Source organism: uncultured Sphingomonas sp. (assembly GCF_936927845.1).
Classification (GTDB): Bacteria; Pseudomonadota; Alphaproteobacteria; order Sphingomonadales; family Sphingomonadaceae; genus Sphingomonas.
In genome coordinates this window covers 259,346-272,118 of the sequence record NZ_CAKZHV010000059.1, presented here as the reverse complement: position 1 = coordinate 272,118, position 12,773 = coordinate 259,346, and the positions used below count along the sequence as shown (strand labels likewise).

Annotated in this window: 13 protein-coding genes; 5 read left to right on the top strand and 8 right to left on the bottom strand. The window is 71.3% G+C overall.

Going from position 1 to position 12,773, the window contains the following annotated elements:
* Positions 1-20: 20 nt before the first annotated feature.
* Entirely contained in the window at positions 21-644 is a 624-nt protein-coding gene (locus Q0579_RS11660) for a TIGR02281 family clan AA aspartic protease (protein ID WP_298812377.1), read from the top strand.
* Positions 645-647: 3 nt separating this feature from the next.
* On the opposite strand, the gene Q0579_RS11655 is transcribed toward Q0579_RS11660, so the two are convergent.
* From Q0579_RS11655 to Q0579_RS11640, 4 genes are all read right to left on the bottom strand, one after another.
* Entirely contained in the window at positions 648-2,135 is a 1,488-nt protein-coding gene (locus tag Q0579_RS11655; protein ID WP_298812375.1) for a PepSY-associated TM helix domain-containing protein, read from the bottom strand.
* Positions 2,132-2,674: a hypothetical protein gene (locus Q0579_RS11650; RefSeq protein WP_298812373.1), complete on the bottom strand. Its 543-nt coding sequence runs from the start codon at positions 2,672-2,674 to the stop codon at positions 2,132-2,134. Before Q0579_RS11650 ends, Q0579_RS11655 begins: the two co-directional genes overlap by 4 nt.
* A 126-nt stretch (positions 2,675-2,800) precedes the next feature.
* Positions 2,801-3,172 carry a hypothetical protein gene (locus Q0579_RS11645; protein WP_298812370.1) on the bottom strand — a complete coding sequence of 124 codons (372 nt, stop codon included), beginning with the start codon at positions 3,170-3,172 and terminating at the stop codon, positions 2,801-2,803.
* Positions 3,173-3,178: 6 nt separating this feature from the next.
* On the bottom strand, positions 3,179-3,952 hold the full coding sequence (locus Q0579_RS11640) for an exodeoxyribonuclease III (RefSeq protein ID WP_298812366.1): 774 nt from the start codon (positions 3,950-3,952) through the stop codon (positions 3,179-3,181).
* A gap of 110 nt (positions 3,953-4,062) precedes the next feature.
* Between Q0579_RS11640 and Q0579_RS11635 the strand changes: the two genes are divergently transcribed.
* On the top strand, positions 4,063-4,869 hold the full coding sequence (locus tag Q0579_RS11635; RefSeq protein WP_298812364.1) for a transglutaminase-like domain-containing protein: 807 nt from the start codon (positions 4,063-4,065) through the stop codon (positions 4,867-4,869).
* Here the strand turns inward: Q0579_RS11635 and Q0579_RS11630 are convergent.
* Genes Q0579_RS11630 through Q0579_RS11620 form a run of 3 tightly spaced genes read right to left on the bottom strand, consistent with a single transcriptional unit; the run spans position 4,866 to position 8,498 of the window.
* The gene (locus Q0579_RS11630) at positions 4,866-5,309 is read right to left on the bottom strand and encodes a hypothetical protein (RefSeq protein ID WP_298812362.1); all 444 of its coding nucleotides are present in this window, start codon (positions 5,307-5,309) and stop codon (positions 4,866-4,868) included. The genes Q0579_RS11635 and Q0579_RS11630 overlap by 4 nt on opposite strands.
* A gap of 19 nt (positions 5,310-5,328) precedes the next feature.
* On the bottom strand, positions 5,329-7,827 hold the full coding sequence (locus Q0579_RS11625; protein ID WP_298812359.1) for an FtsX-like permease family protein: 2,499 nt from the start codon (positions 7,825-7,827) through the stop codon (positions 5,329-5,331).
* Complete coding sequence (locus tag Q0579_RS11620) at positions 7,824-8,498, bottom strand: ABC transporter ATP-binding protein (RefSeq protein ID WP_298812357.1); 675 nt, start codon at positions 8,496-8,498, stop codon at positions 7,824-7,826. The genes Q0579_RS11625 and Q0579_RS11620 overlap by 4 nt, the downstream gene beginning before the upstream one ends.
* A gap of 13 nt (positions 8,499-8,511) precedes the next feature.
* On the opposite strand from Q0579_RS11620, the gene Q0579_RS11615 reads away from it, so the two are divergent.
* Positions 8,512-9,240 (top strand): arylesterase, encoded by a 729-nt coding sequence (locus tag Q0579_RS11615; protein ID WP_298812355.1) that lies wholly within the window; start codon positions 8,512-8,514, stop codon positions 9,238-9,240.
* Between the two features lie 64 nt (positions 9,241-9,304).
* On the top strand, positions 9,305-10,294 hold the full coding sequence (locus Q0579_RS11610) for a LacI family DNA-binding transcriptional regulator (protein WP_298812354.1): 990 nt from the start codon (positions 9,305-9,307) through the stop codon (positions 10,292-10,294).
* Positions 10,295-10,319: 25 nt separating this feature from the next.
* On the opposite strand, the gene Q0579_RS11605 is transcribed toward Q0579_RS11610, so the two are convergent.
* Positions 10,320-11,336, bottom strand: coding sequence for a putative sulfate exporter family transporter (locus Q0579_RS11605; protein ID WP_298812483.1), 1,017 nt, complete (start codon positions 11,334-11,336; stop codon positions 10,320-10,322).
* A 118-nt stretch (positions 11,337-11,454) separates the two neighbouring features.
* Here Q0579_RS11605 and Q0579_RS11600 point away from each other — a divergent pair, with 118 nt between their 5' ends.
* Positions 11,455-12,723 carry an MFS transporter gene (locus Q0579_RS11600; protein WP_298812351.1) on the top strand — a complete coding sequence of 423 codons (1,269 nt, stop codon included), beginning with the start codon at positions 11,455-11,457 and terminating at the stop codon, positions 12,721-12,723.
* The last annotated feature ends 50 nt before the right edge of the window (positions 12,724-12,773 follow it).

Below are 12,773 nucleotides of genomic sequence, written 5' to 3'. Positions count from 1 at the left end.
CTTCCTATATCGGGCGCACGATGACGACTGATTTCGCGGGCAACACCCATTTCTACATCCTGATCGGCGTGCTGCTGGTCGCCTCGGTGATCGCGAGGCGGGTGCCGGTGCTGCGCACGCTTGTCTCGCTTGCGGTCTGGGCGGGGCTCGCCGGGCTGCTCTACATGGTGGTCGCGCAGCGCGAGCGGTTCGATCCGTGGATGGGACGGCTCGCCGCCGCGCTCAACATCGAGAGCCAGCAGGTCGCGGGCGAGGAAACGCGCATCCGGATGTCGCCCGACGGGCATTTCTATGTCCGCGCAACAATCGGCGGGACCGAGCGGCGGCTGCTGGTCGACAGCGGTGCGACGATCACCGCGCTGTCGCCCGACACCGCCGCTGCGGCAGGCGTCGAGGTCAAGCCGGCGCTGTTCCCGGTCGTGCTGCAGACCGCCAACGGTGCGATCCGGGCCGAGACGGGCGAGGTCAACGAACTGCGCTTCGGCAACGTGGTGGCGCGCGACCTCGCCGTTGTCGTGTCGCCCGCGTTCGGCAACATCGACGTGCTCGGCATGAACTTCCTGTCGCGGTTGAAGAGCTGGCGGGTCGAGGGCCGCACGCTGATCCTGACCCCGCATCACCCGCAGGACGCGCCCGAGGCGTGAGGATCAGGCGGGTGTCGGGTCGGCGCTGAGGCTGGTCCGCGCGGCACGTTCGCGCCCGCGCACGCCCCACAGAAGAAGCGGTACCGACAGTCCGATCGCGATCAGGTCGATGACGATCGGCTCAGCGATTGTCGGCTGCACCAGCGCAAGGTGCCCGATCGCGGTCAACAGGACCGACCCCGCGCAGACCCATCGCAGCGCCGCCGCGTCGGCAATGCGCGGATAGAGGATCGCAACCACCACTGCGGCGGCGAACGCGCTCCAGAACGCGAGCGCGAGCGGCGCTTCGGCCCCCAGCATCGCGCGCAGCCAGACCGCCCAGACGATCAGCGTCGCCGATCCCCACACGGTCATCGCCCAGGCCGCGCGCAACCGCTCGCCGCCGAGTCCGCGCCGCCGGCGCTTTTCCAGCCACAACGTGTTTCCCGTCGCGGTGATCGCGCACAGCGCCAGCCCCATCAGCATGTAGGCGAGCTCGACCGGCAGCCCGGCGAAGTTGCCGAAATGCAGGTTGTACGACGAGGCGGCGACCTGTTGCCCGATCGCGCCGTCCGACAGCCCGGCCTTGGAATGGAACACACCCGAGTGATCGAAGAAGTAGCTCTCGCCGTAGATCAGCCGGCGCGGGTGCGCGACGAGGATCTGGACATGCTGCCCCGCGGTCAACGGTTCGTGGACGATGACGTAGGTCGGCGCGGCACCCGGCACGCGCGCCTCAAGGGTACGCATCGCCGCGGCCGCGTCAGCGATGGGCGCGGGGGCGGGGTTCGACGGTGGCTCGTGGCCGAAGATGTGCGCGTAGACCTTGAGCGTGTCGCCGCCGGTATATGCCTTCGCCAGCATCGTCGTGCCGACGCTGCCGAGCCCGATGAACGCGCCGGTCAGCGCGACCGCGAGCACGAACGGCAGCGTCCACACGCCCAGCCGATTGTGCCAGTCAGCGCCCGCGAGTTGGGGGTCGTGGCGCGTGCGCAGGGAAAAGGCGTCGCGGACGATGCGCGGATGCGCCAGCACGCCCGTCGTCACCAGCGCACACAACATCACGCCCAGCGCGCCGACCAGGACCATTCCCCAGGTCATCGGCAGATGCAGATATTCGTGCATCGCGATCAGGAAGTCGGTCCAGGCGTGGCCCTCGCGCGCGACGATCCGCCCGCCCGCATCGACGTACCAGCCACCCGAGTCGGTCATCACGGTGGCGCGCGGCAGCTCGGCACTCGGCATCCGCACGTAAAGGTGCGTGGTCGCGGGCTTGCCTGCCTCGCGTGCGAGCGCCGCGGTGACCGCGGTCTGTACCGCGGCGGGCGATAGCGCGGTCATCTCCGGCGCGTCGGGTTGTTCCCAGCGTTGCCAGCGATCGTGTATCACGACCAGGGTGCCGCTCAGGCAGATGATGTAGATCAGCGCGCTGGCGAGCAGCCCGATCGCGGCGTGGCCGCCCAGAGCGCGTTTCACCAGCGTGTCGCGCGGCGAGACGGGCGGGGCGCTCACGCTGCGCCCCACAGCATCGTGCCCGCCATCGCGGCGATGAGCGGGGCCGCGACCATCTGCGACGGTCGCGCGCGGGTAAGCTGCACCGTCAGCAGCGCGGTCCAGATCACGGGTTGCAGGAACAGGGTCAGCACCACCGCGTCGCTGTCGAGCGCCGCGCCGCCGCGGATCGCGGCCTGGACACCGAACGCGAGCCATTGTGCCGCCGCAAAGGCGACGGGCACGGCCAGTGCGAACACGGCGAGGCGGCGGATGAGGTCGCGCCGGTGATGCGGGATCGAGATCGCGGGCGCCTCGCGCGGGGCACGCAGGCTGCGCGCGGGCGAGGTCCAGCCGGCGTGGAGGACGCAGGCAAGCGCCACACCCATGCCGGTGACGACGCCGACCGCCAGCCCCCAGGCGCCGTCCTGCCACGCCAATGCCGTGAGCGCCACGAGCGCCAGCGCCCAGCCGAGCAGCGCTAGTCCGCGCGCGCCGTTCCAGCCGATGCGGACGAGCGTCAGCGCAGCAACGACGGCGAGCAGCGCGATCGCGGTCACCGCGTGCGTCCCGCGGTCGGCTCGGTTGTGCGCACCATCCACTCGCTCCACCAACGCGCCCGACGGCGCCTCGTCAGGACGCTATAGCGGGCGCGCTATTGCAAATCAATCGCACGTGTTGACCGGTTAGTGGCCACCCTCGATCCAGCCGATCCCGGCCTCGCCGAGCGCGATCGCGAGCGCTGCTTCGAGCTCGAGCGCTTCCCACCGCTCGACCGGGTTCAGGTGCGCGACGAGGTCGGGCAGCAGTTGCACCCCGAACCGCTTCACCGCGCCGCTCGCCTTGTACCCGGCCTTGTGCTGGTCGAACCGCCAGTCGGGGTCGCGCGCGGTCTGCCCGACATAGATGCCCCACGCGACCCGTCGCGCCGGATTGTGGAGCAGGATCAGGTAGACCGAATAACCCGCGCGTGCGCTGCCGCGCGTCGTCGCACGGAAGGTCGCGGCCGTGCGCGTCGCGCGCGCGATCACCTCTTCACCCGAAAGCGGCATCGTCATCGCGCGTCAGTCGTCCAGCACGATCCACGTCGGCGCGTGGTCGCTCGCGTGCGGCCAGCCGCGGACGTGCCGGTCGACCCCGGCGGCGGAGAGCCTGGGCGCGAGCGCGGGGCTGAGCAGCAGATGGTCGATCCGCAGCCCCGCGTCGCGCGCGTACGCGTCGCGCAGGTAATCCCAGAAGGTGTAGAGCGTGGCATCGGGGTGCAGATGCCGCAGCGCGTCGGTCCAGCCCTGCGCCGTCAGCCGCGCAAAGGCCGCACGGACCTCGGGCGCGAACAGCGCGTCGTCGACCCAGCGCTCGGGCTTGTAGACGTCGCGCGGCGTCGGCATCACGTTGAAGTCGCCCGCCAGCACCACCGGCGCACCGCTATCAATCAGGAAACGCGCCCGCGTGATCAGCGCGTCGAACCAGGCGAGCTTATAGTCGAAGCGTGCGCCGGGGCGCGGATTGCCATTGGGTAGGTACAGTGTGGCGACGATCACGCCGTTCACCGCGGCCTCGAGGTAGCGGCGCTGCGCCGGATCGGGATCGTCGGGCAGACCGGTGTGCGTCGGATGGATCGCGCCGACGCGGCTGAGGATCGCGACGCCGTTCCAGCGCGGCTGGCCGAGCCACGCCGCCTCATAGCCCGCGCTGCGCAACGCTGCGGCCGGGAACTTCCCCTGCGGCGCTTTAAGTTCCTGCAGGCAGACGATATCGGGGCTCGCCTCCGCCAGCCAGCCCAGCAGCACGGCCAGACGGCCGTTGACGCCGTTGACGTTGAAGGTCGCGATCTTCACGCGCTGTGCCCGGCCATTAAGCAGTTAGACGTTCGGTGTTGCTGGTATGTTCCGCATATACGCGGCCAAATGACGAGGAACCAACCCGCGCCACGGCCGTCCAAGCGATCATGGACGCTGCCATCATCCAATTGGGGCTGGTCGAGGACGAGACGATCCAGCTCGACGCCGCTGCCCTCGAACTCGCCGCGCTCGACCATCCCGGGGTCGATCTAGACCCTTATGTCGAGCTGCTGACCGTGATCACCGAGCGGATCGCCGCGCTCGCCGACATCGCGCCGTCCGCCAGCGCGCAGGGCGCGGCGCTGGCCGAGGTGATCGCGGGCGAATACGGCTTCTCGGGCGACCGCGAGAATTACGACGATCCGGACAACGCCGATCTGATCCGCGTCATCGACCGGCGGCGGGGCATGCCGATCAGCCTCGCGATCCTGTTCGTTGCGGCGGCGCGGCGCGTCGGGTGGAGCGCCGACGTGCTCAACACGCCCGGGCATGTGCTGGCGCAGATCGGCCCGCCGACCGCGCCGGTGCTGATCGACCCGTTCAACGACGGGCAGGAGATGAGCCAGGAGGGGCTGTCCGCCTTGCTCAAGCAGATGCTCGGACCCGGCGCCGTGCCGCGCGGCGACCATGTCGCGGCGATGGCGAACCGCGACGTGCTCGTCCGCCTGCTGATCAACCAGGCGACCCGTGCCGAGCGCGCGGGTGATGCTGCGCGCGCGCTGACGTTGTTCGAGCGGATGACGACCTTCGCGCCCGGCAATCCGCACGTGTGGTGGGAATATGCGCGCCTGTCGCTGATGCGCGGCAATATCGCCGCGGCGCGCGCGAGCCTGGGGTCGATGCTGGAGGTGACGCGCGACGCGGCGACGCGGGTCAGGATCGCCGCTGCGCTCGATTCGCTCGCGGGAACCTAGTCGTTCGCCAGTGCCGCGGCGACCGCGTCCTCGCTGAGCTTGAATGCGTGCGCGAGTGCGGCGACTGAGGCGCCGCGGCGATGGAGCAGCCGCAGACGATCGAGGTCGAGCTCGGTCGCGTAATGCCGCGTGTCGCGTTCCTCGGTCGCGTGGCCGGTGCGCGCGAGCGAGCCGGTGCTGCTGCGCCGCTTGGGCCGCGCATCGCGCGCGTCTGCCGCCGCGGCGCGGCGCTGTTCCTCCTCGGCGCGGCGCTGCTCGCGTTGCCGTTCGCGTAGCTGCGCCTGCGCGTCACGCGCGGCGGCGCGCGCCTCGGTTCGCGCCTCGGCCGCCGCGATCCGCTCGGCCACGCGGCGCGCGTGCGCCTCGCCGCGCTGCGCCTCGCGCTCGTCGCGGCTGCCGGTAAGCGGTGCCGCCGCCGGCTTGCCCCAGGAACTGTGCATCTTTCCTCGTTCAACCAGATCAGATCGTGCGCAGCGCGCGCGCCGGCCGCACGCGCATGATCGGCCACGCACCCGCCACGCCGATCAACACCGTCGCCCCCAGTCCCGCGACCAAAGTGACCGCGACCGCCAGGGGATCGGGTGCCCAAGGAAAGTCGAACATCCGCGTCACCACGTACCACGCGCCCGACAGCCCGATCAGCAGCGCAACACCCGCGACTACTGCGCCCAGCAGCGCGTACTCGATCAGTTGCGCCGCGATCAACTGCGCGCGCGTCGCGCCCAGCATCCTCAGCACGACCGCGTCATAGGTCCGCGCCTCGCGTGCCGCCGCGATCGCGCCGACCAGCACCGCGATTCCCGCCGCCACCGCGACGCCGGCTGCCGCCGCGATCGCCAGCGCGACCTGCCCGATGAGGTCGCGCACCAGCGACAGCACGCCGCGTACCTCGATCGCCGTTGACGACGGAAACGGCGCGAGCAGCGCCGCGTTGATCGCGCTCGTCCGCCCGCTCGGCGCGTCGATCGTCGCGGCCAGATTGTGCGGCACGTCCGCCAGCGTGCCCGGAGAGAACACCAGCACGAAGTTGAACCCGAGCGTATCCCACTGGATGCGGCGGAACGAGGCGATGCGCGCGCTCCGCTCGACCCCCAGCACGCTGATCGTCAGCGGATCGCCGATGGTGAGATCGAGCGCTTTTGCCAGCCGCTCGTCGACCGAGACGAGCGGGGGGCCGGCATAGCGGCGCGGCCACCACCGGCCGGCGGTGATCGTGCTGCCCGCGGGCAGCGTGTCGGCGTAGGTCAGCCCGCGCTCGCCGCGCAGCGCCCAGGCGCCCTCGGGCAATTGCTTCAGATCGGCGACGCGCGTGCGGCCATAGGCGGTGATGGTCCCGCGCAACAGCGGCACGGTTGTCACCGCCGCGCCGGGGGCGACGCGTGCGACGATGCGGCGGAACTCGGCCGCACGGTCGCGCGGGACGTCGAGCACGAACAGCGCGGGTGCGCGCGCCGGCACCGTGGTCGCGATCGCCGCGTCGATGCTGGTGCGGATCGCGGTCAGCAGCACGAACAGCGTCAAGCCCAGGCCGAGCGCCACCACCAGCGCCTCGGTGCGCGCGCCGGGCCGGTGCAGCGCGGCGAGCGCGAGCCGCGGCAGCGGACGCCGTGGTGCTGGCAGGCGGCGTGCCGCGACGCGAACGGCCCGGCCAAGCGCGGCGAGCAGCAGCAGCGTCGCGGCGAGCGCGCCCAGGAACCCGGCGGCGAGCGCGGGCTGCGCCGAGGTGCCGATCGCGAGCGCGACCGCCGCACCGCCCGCCGCCAGCGCCACCAGCCGCGCGCGCCACGGGGCTGCGCGGAGCGGCGCAAGCGCGCCGCGCAGCAACCCGGCGGTGGGCGTCGCGCTCGCCGCCGCGATCGGCGGCGCGGCGAAGGCGACCGCGATCAGCGCGCCGTAGAGTGCGGCGCGCGCGAACGGCCATGGCGCGATCGCCAACCCGACCTCGACCGGCAGCACGCGGCCGAGCGCTTCGGCGAGCAGCGGGATCGCCGCGGCGCCTGCCGCCAGCCCCGCCGCCACGCCGATGACCGTCGCGACCCCGATCTCAGCCACGTAGATGCGCGCGATGTCGCCGCCGGTCGCGCCCAGCGTCTTCAACGTCGCGATCCCGCCGCGCCGCGCGCTCAGGAACGAAGACACGCCGCCGCCGACGCCGATCCCCGCAATCGCGAGCGCGGCGAGGCCGACCAGCGTCAGGAACTCGCCCATGCGATCGATGAAGCGCGACGCGCCGGGCGAGGCGCGGTCGCGCGTCTTCGTCTCCCACCCGCCGGCGGGAAAGGCGCGCATGACCCGCGCCGCGATCGCGTCGGGGCTGGTGCTGGCCGGCAGACGAACGCGGTAGCGCGTGTCGTAGAGGCTGCCCGGCTGAACCAGGTTGGTCCGCTCGAGCGTCGCGATCGACACAAGCACGACGGGGCCGAGCGTGAAGCCCTCGCCCAGCCGATCGGGTTCGTCGGCGATGACGCCGTCGACGCGGACCGTCGCGCTGCCGAACCCGATCGTCGCGCCGCGCCTGAGCCCGAGCCGGCTGGCGAGGGCGGGTGCGATCCACGCTGCATCCGCGGGCGGCCGCGTCGCGCGGCGCCCGTCGGCCAGCCGGACCTGCCCGTAGAGCGGGTAGGCATCGTCCACCGCCTTCAACTGGATCGGCGCGCCGCCGGATGGGGTGACCGCGTTCGCCTGCATCCGGATCGTCTCGGACACGTGTCCCGCCGCCGCGAACAGCGCGCGTTCGTCGGCGCTCGCGCGCCGCTGCGAGACGGAGAATTCGACGTCGCCGCCAAGAATCGTCGCGCCGCGTGCCGCCAGCTCGTCGCCGACCGCCGCCGCCAGTCCGCCGATCGCGGCAAGCGCGGCGACGCCGAGGAACAGGCACGCGACCAGGATGCGCAGCCCGCGAAAGCGCCAGTCGAGCTCGCGCCGCGCGACGCCCCACGCGAAGCGCCAGCCGCTCACGCGATCCGCCCGTCGGCGAGCGTCACCGTGCGGTCGCAGCGCGCGGCGAGCGCGTGGTCATGGGTGATCACCACCAGCGTCGCGCCCAATGCCGCCTGCCGCGCGAACAGCAGATCCATCACCGCGGCACCCGTCGCGGTATCCAGATTGCCGGTCGGCTCGTCGGCGAACACGATCGGCGGCCGCGGCGCGAGTGCGCGCGCGATCGCGACCCGCTGCTGCTCGCCGCCCGACATTTGCGCGGGATAATGGTCGAGCCGGTGCGCGAGCCCGACCGCGGCCAACTCGTCGCTCGCGCGGTTCCACGCCTCGGCATTGCCCGCAAGTTCGAGCGGCACCGCGACATTCTCGCGCGCGGTCATCGTGGTAAGCAGGTGAAAGGCCTGCAACACGATCCCGATCCGCCCGCGCCGCGCGCGTGCCAGCTCGTCCTCGCCGAGCGCGCTGAAATTGAGCCCGTCGATCGTTACGCTGCCACCGCTCGCGCGCTCCAGCCCGGTCAGCACCGCCATCAGCGACGATTTGCCCGAACCCGATGCTCCCAGCAGCGCGACGCTCTCGCCTCGTGCCACCCGCAGGGAGATGCCGCGCAGCACCGGCGTCTCGCCCAGCGTCAAGGTGACATCGCGCGCGTCGATCACCATAGGAGGCGTGTCGGTATCGGTCGCCATGAGGAAAACGCCCTTGTTCTCAGCCAAGTCGGTGACGCGCATCGCGGCCGTTATGCTCGCCGCCATGTCGGTGGCGGGTTGCGAGCGTCAAGCCTCCACCCCCGCGCCGGTCGCCAACGTGATGACGAACGACGCGACCGCGGCGGCCCCGGCCGAGGTCGCGCGTCCGCAAGGGCCCGAGCGCGTGGTGCTCGCGTTCGGCGACAGCCTGTACGCGGGCTACGGGCTGGAGCGCGGGCAGAGCCTGCCCGACGCGATCCAGGCGCGCCTGCGCCGCGCCGGCATCAACGCGACGATCGTCAACGCGGCCGTGTCGGGTGACACCACCGCGGCGGGGCGGCAGCGGCTTTCCTTCGTGCTCGACCAGCAGAAACGCGCGCCCGACCTCGTGATGCTGGGGCTCGGCGGCAACGACGTGCTGCGGCAGATTTCGCCCGCGGAAACGCGCGCGAACATGGTCGCGATGCTGGACGAGTTGAAACGTCGCAAGCTGCCGGTGCTGCTGACGGGCATGCGCGCGCCGCCGAACCTCGGCCCCGACTACGTTGCCGCGTTCGACGCGATCTGGCCCGATCTCGCCCGCCGCTACGACGACGCGCTCTACCCGTTCATTCTCGACGGTGTGATCGGGAACCCCGCATTGATGCAGGGCGACCGCGTTCATCCGAATGCGCGCGGGGTGGAGCGCATCGCCGACCGCTTGGCGCCACTGGTCGAACGGGCGCTGCCGCCCGCCCGGTGACGCGTCGGCCATTGTCGCGCCCGCCTTCGCCGTGCACTACGGGTTGGTGAGGGAAGGGACGTCATTGCGCTCGACGATCAAGGACGTGTCGGAACGCGCGGGCGTGTCGATCAAGACGGTCAGCCGCGTGCTCAACAAGGAACGCTACGTCGGCGCCGCGACCCGCGAGAAGGTCGAGGAGGCGGTACGCGCCTTGAACTTCCGCCCCAGCCTCGCCGCGCGCTCGCTCGCTGGGCGACGCAGTTTCCAGATCGGGCTGATCTGCGACAATCCCAGCCCCGCCTACGTTTACGCCATGCAGACCGGCATTCGCGACCGTTGCGAGGCCGACGGCGTCCGCATGATCGCGCAGCCGTACGATCGCAACTCGGGGAAACTGCTGGAGGAGGTCGAGGCCTTGGTCGCGACCAGTCACCTCGACGGGCTGATCCTGACCCCGCCGGTCAGCGACCACGACGACGTGCTCGATTATCTGAAGGAACGCGGCGTACGCGTGGTCCGCGTCTCGCCGGGACGCCGGCCGGAGGCGAGCGCGGCCGTCTTCATCGACAATCGCGCCGCCGCCGTCGAGTTGACGCGCCACTTGCTGTCGCTCGGGCATCGGCGCATCGGTCACATCGTCGGCCAACGCGATTTCGCGACCAGCGCGCAGCGGCATGAGGGCTATCTGGCGGCGCTGGCAGAAGGCGGGATCGCGCCCGAGCCCGAACTGATCGAGCAGGGCGACTATGATTTCGCCAGCGGCGCGCGCGCGGCCGAGGCGATGCTGTCGCTTCCCCAGCCGCCGAGCGCGATCTTCGCGGCATCGGACGACATGGCGGCGGGCGCGCTCGCCGCGGCGCATCGGCGTGGGGTCAAGGTGCCGGGCGAGGTCGCGATCGCGGGGTTCGGCGACGATCCGCTCGCGAGCTATGTCTGGCCGCCGCTCACCACCATGCGCCAGCCGGTGCGCGACCTCGCCTGGAACGCCGCCGACCTGCTGCTGACCCCCGACGAGACGTTCGAGCAGCGCGAACTGCCCCACGCGCTGATGGTGCGCGACTCGACCGGCTAGCCGATCAGAAAGCTTCTGGCGGCAGCTAGCCGATCAGGAACACCGCCGCGCCGAGTGCCAGCAGGAACGCGCACAGCGTCGATGCCGCGATTACCAGCATCGGCCGCGGCCCGGCCTCCAGCAACTGCGACAGCGGCGATCGGATCGCGGTGGCGGTGACCGCGGCGGCGAGCAACGCGGCGGCGACGCGCTCGGCGGTGCCGGTGACGATCGCGGGGATGAACCCGGTCGAGTTGATGCCCGCCAGCATGAAGAAGCCGACGACGAACCACGGCAGCCCCTGCCGCTTGCCCGACGTTTCGCCGCGCGGCAGGAACATCGCGACGATCGCGAGCACGGGGGCGAGCAGCGCGACGCGCGTCAGCTTGACGATGGCGGCGATCTGCCCGGCGGCGTCGGAATAGGAGTAACCGGCACCAAGCGCCTGCGCGACGTCGTGGATCGACGCACCGAGCAGAAACCCCGCCTTCAGGTCGCTCATGTGCAGCCAGTGCGCGACGAACGGGTACGTGACCATCGCCAAAGCGCTCAGCGCCGAGATGCCGACCAGCACCAGTGTCAGTTGCGCCTGGCTCGCGCGGCGCTCGCCCAGCGTCGTCGCCAGCGCCATCGCCGCGCTCGCGCCGCAGATCGCGACCGCGCCGCCCGCCAGCGTGCCGAATGCCGCGTCGAAGCCGAGCCGCCGACCCACCAGCACGCCGCAGCCGATCGTCACCGCGACGATGACCAGCACCGCTAACAACGCGACCGGCCCCAGCGCCACGATCTGCCCGAAGGTGACGCGCAAGCCCACCAGCACGATGCCCCAGCGCAGCAGCGAGCGTGACGCAAAGCCCAGACCCGGCGTCAGCCGCGCATCGGCCGACAGGAAATTGAGCGCCAGCCCGATCAGCAGCGACATCAGCGTCAGCGGCGCGCCATAATGGTCGGAGATGAACCCCGCCGCCAGCGTGCCCGCCGCGACGATGACGAGGCCGGGCACATGGTCGCGCCACGTCGCCTTGGGGCTGGGTTCGAGATCGCCGTACAGGTCGGCCGCCATCGGCAGGGTGCCAGAACGTGTAGCGGCCATCGTCGATCCCAGTGCTAGAGTGCACACGGGACTAGCCTAAGCGGGCACACTCTGACAACGTTGTCGTCAAGCAAATCGGGAGAGGGACATGGCGGTGGACGGCGTTGCCGGCGGAACGGCAGGCGGGGAGGGCAATCGGGCGCGGTGGGTGATCGTGGCGATGGTGTTCGTCGCGATCATGCTCAACTACGTCGATCGGCAGATTCTCGCGCTCCTGAAACCCACGCTGGAGGCCGAGTTCCGCTGGTCGGATCAGGATTACGCCAACATGGGCACCGCGTTCCAGGTCGCGACCGCGTTCGCGTTTCTGGGCACCGGCTGGTTCATCGACCGCGTGGGTCTGCGCCGCGGGTTCGGGATCGGCGTCGGCGTGTGGAGCTTGGCCGGCATGGCGCACGCGTTCGCGACCACCGTGACAGGCTTTCTCGGCGCGCGCGTGGTGCTGGGCGTCGCCGAATCGATCGGCACCCCCGCGGCGGTGAAATCGGCCGCGACCTATTTCAACCACCGCGACCGGCAGATCGCGCTCGGCATCGGCAACACCGCGCCCAACGTCGGCGCGGTGCTGACCCCGGCCCTGATCCCGCCGCTCGCGGTCGCGTTCGGATGGCAGGCGGCGTTCCTGCTCGCGGGCGGGCTCGGCCTCGTTTGGGTCGTCGTCTGGTTCGCGCTGCGCGTGCGCCCGGTCGCGCTCGACGCAGTGGAGGCGGCGCCGATCCGCTGGGGCGACATCCTGCGCAGCCGCCGAACGCTCGCGATCGCGGTCGCCAAGGTGCTGTCGGATCAGGTGTGGTTCTTCATGCTGCTGTGGCTGCCCGACCTGTTCCACCGGCTGTTCGGGTTGCAGCAGGGTACGCTCGGTTGGCCGATCGCGCTGACCTACGGCCTCGCCGCGATGGGCGCGATCAGCGGCGGCGTGCTGCCCGCACGGTTGATGGCGCGCGGGTGGAGCGTCAACGCCGCGCGCAAGATCGCGCTGCTCGTCTACGCCCTGCTGGTGACCCCGGTCCCGCTCGTCATGTCGGTCGACAGCCCGTGGTCCGCGGCGCTGCTGCTCGGGCTCGGCTTGTTCGCGCACCAGGGCTTTTCCACCAACATCTTCGGGCTCGCGACCGACGTGACGCCGGCGCGCGCGGTCGGCTCGACGATCGGCATCGCGGCCTTCTGCGGCAATCTGGGATCGATCGGGATGATCCAGTTCCAGGCCTGGGCGCTGGCGAACGGCCTGGGCTACACGCCCGCGCTGGTGATCTGCGCGACGTCGTACCTGCTCGCGCTCGGCTTCATCCAGCTGCTGATCCCGCGCATCGTGCCCGTGGAGCAGGACGGCGACGCGCCCGCGATCGTCGCACACTGACCGCCCGTACGACGCGCACGAAAAAGCCGGCGAGGGGGCGCCCTCGCCGG

Excerpts from the sequence above, each read along its gene's own strand:
- Q0579_RS11660 (WP_298812377.1), top strand. The coding sequence starts at position 21 with ATGACGACTGATTTCGCGGGCAACACCCATTTCTACATCCTGATCGGC.
- Q0579_RS11645 (WP_298812370.1), bottom strand. The coding sequence starts at position 3,172 with ATGACGATGCCGCTTTCGGGTGAAGAGGTGATCGCGCGCGCGACGCGC.
- Q0579_RS11635 (WP_298812364.1), top strand. The coding sequence starts at position 4,063 with ATGGACGCTGCCATCATCCAATTGGGGCTGGTCGAGGACGAGACGATC.
- Q0579_RS11630 (WP_298812362.1), bottom strand. The coding sequence starts at position 5,309 with ATGCACAGTTCCTGGGGCAAGCCGGCGGCGGCACCGCTTACCGGCAGC.
- Q0579_RS11620 (WP_298812357.1), bottom strand. The coding sequence starts at position 8,498 with ATGGCGACCGATACCGACACGCCTCCTATGGTGATCGACGCGCGCGAT.
- Q0579_RS11605 (WP_298812483.1), bottom strand. The coding sequence starts at position 11,336 with ATGGCGGCCGACCTGTACGGCGATCTCGAACCCAGCCCCAAGGCGACG.
- Q0579_RS11600 (WP_298812351.1), top strand. The coding sequence starts at position 11,455 with ATGGCGGTGGACGGCGTTGCCGGCGGAACGGCAGGCGGGGAGGGCAAT.